Here is a 1,346-nt window from a genome sequence, read left to right on the forward strand (position 1 = left end):
GGTTTTAAGCAAAGCAACTGGTGATAAAGATATCTACATAGGAACAAAGAAATCTCCACCTTGTCCGCTTCGCTCCCTCCTTGCAAAACTTTTTTCGGCTGGTTTTTAGCTTTCGCCAAGCCGAACAGACCAAAAACGGGGTTAAGTTGCTCGACTTGGACTAGCAATTGTACCAGCCGAACCACCAATCCGAATATATTTACTTTATATTTAGTTACGTTAAAACCCTGGGGGCTAGCCCCAAAACCTCCAGCCAGCACTCACACCCAAAAACAAAGGGGAAACCTTTTTATTAAAAAAATTCTTCGTACAATGAAGTGTAACAAAAGGTTACAAAAATAGATGAAATTGTAACCTTTTGTTACACCAATATGCAAAGATGCATATTGGTAGCCGGTAGTATTCTTATATACTAATAAATGTAGAAATATAAAAATAAAAAAGGTGGTTATAAGAATGGGATTAAAAAGTAAATTTTTATGTACTTCATTGGCGTTATCTATAGGGATTGGTTTTGTGATGCCTAGTTTTTCTGTATCTGCTGAAACCCCAAAAGTATCAGTTCAATCATTAGAGGAAGAAAAACAAATAAATGAATTAGCTGAGCAATTAAAATTTTTAAATGAAGAAGCACTAGTAATTCAAAATGGCGAAAAAGTTTTTGATTTTAATAAAATTGAAAATAAATATGGTGCCGACTATGCTAATAATTTAAAAAATGATATTACTATGATTGAAGGAATAAACGCTGATAAAGCTAAAAATCCATTTAATAGATATAAACGAAGTGCATGGACAGATTGTATGATTGATGCTATAAAAGATCATTTTGGAGTAGCAGCTGTTACAGCAGCTCTTGAAGGTGGATTGTGGGCATATCTTGAGAAAAAAGCTTATAAAGAAGCAGCTAAATTATTAGTTAAGTTTGCTATCGGTTCGAATGCTGTTGGTTTAGCAGGAACTCTTGTTTATTATGGCGGTAAATGTACTTACCAATATGGTTGATATAGTTATATTTTAAAAGGAGGTTTAAATTATGAATGTCCATAAACTTTTGTATGTAATGGTATATTTAGTTACTCCTTTCACATATTTCACAGTATCTGTTATATGGGGAAAGTTTATTTTAGAAAAACCTATGTGGGATAATTTATCAGATAATTTATCAATCGTGGGGATATATTATTTTCTTGTAAGTATTTTTTGGTTAGTAAACATGAAAACTATTGATACAGTAACAGAAGAAATAAAGAATAATAAAAAATGATACAAAAAAAGGGCTTTAATAAAGCTCTTTTTTTGTATCATTTTTTATTATAAATTCAGTACTGATTAGTATTTTTATT

At 31.1% G+C, this 1,346-nt stretch carries 3 protein-coding genes; 2 read left to right on the forward strand and 1 reads right to left on the reverse strand.

Annotation, left to right across the window (positions count from 1 at the left end; all coding sequences use genetic code 11):
- The coding region (locus FT637_RS30275) for a hypothetical protein (RefSeq protein ID WP_227494019.1) at nt 1–260 on the reverse strand (260 nt) is incomplete at its 3' end.
- A 196-nt stretch (nt 261–456) separates the two neighbouring features.
- On the opposite strand from FT637_RS30275, the gene FT637_RS29490 reads away from it, so the two are divergent.
- Nucleotides 457–1,005, forward strand: coding sequence for a hypothetical protein (locus FT637_RS29490; RefSeq protein WP_193649246.1), 549 nt, complete (start codon nt 457–459; stop codon nt 1,003–1,005).
- 31 nt (nt 1,006–1,036) lie between these two features.
- Nucleotides 1,037–1,267 (forward strand): hypothetical protein, encoded by a 231-nt coding sequence (locus FT637_RS29495; RefSeq protein WP_063226257.1) that lies wholly within the window; start codon nt 1,037–1,039, stop codon nt 1,265–1,267.
- Nucleotides 1,268–1,346: the final 79 nt, after the last annotated feature.

It is taken from the genome of Bacillus cereus, assembly GCF_015071065.1.
Taxonomy (GTDB): domain Bacteria; phylum Bacillota; class Bacilli; order Bacillales; family Bacillaceae_G; genus Bacillus_A; species Bacillus_A cereus_BA.

Excerpts from the sequence above, each read along its gene's own strand:
- FT637_RS29490 (WP_193649246.1), top strand. The coding sequence starts at position 457 with ATGGGATTAAAAAGTAAATTTTTATGTACTTCATTGGCGTTATCTATA.
- FT637_RS29495 (WP_063226257.1), top strand. The coding sequence starts at position 1,037 with ATGAATGTCCATAAACTTTTGTATGTAATGGTATATTTAGTTACTCCT.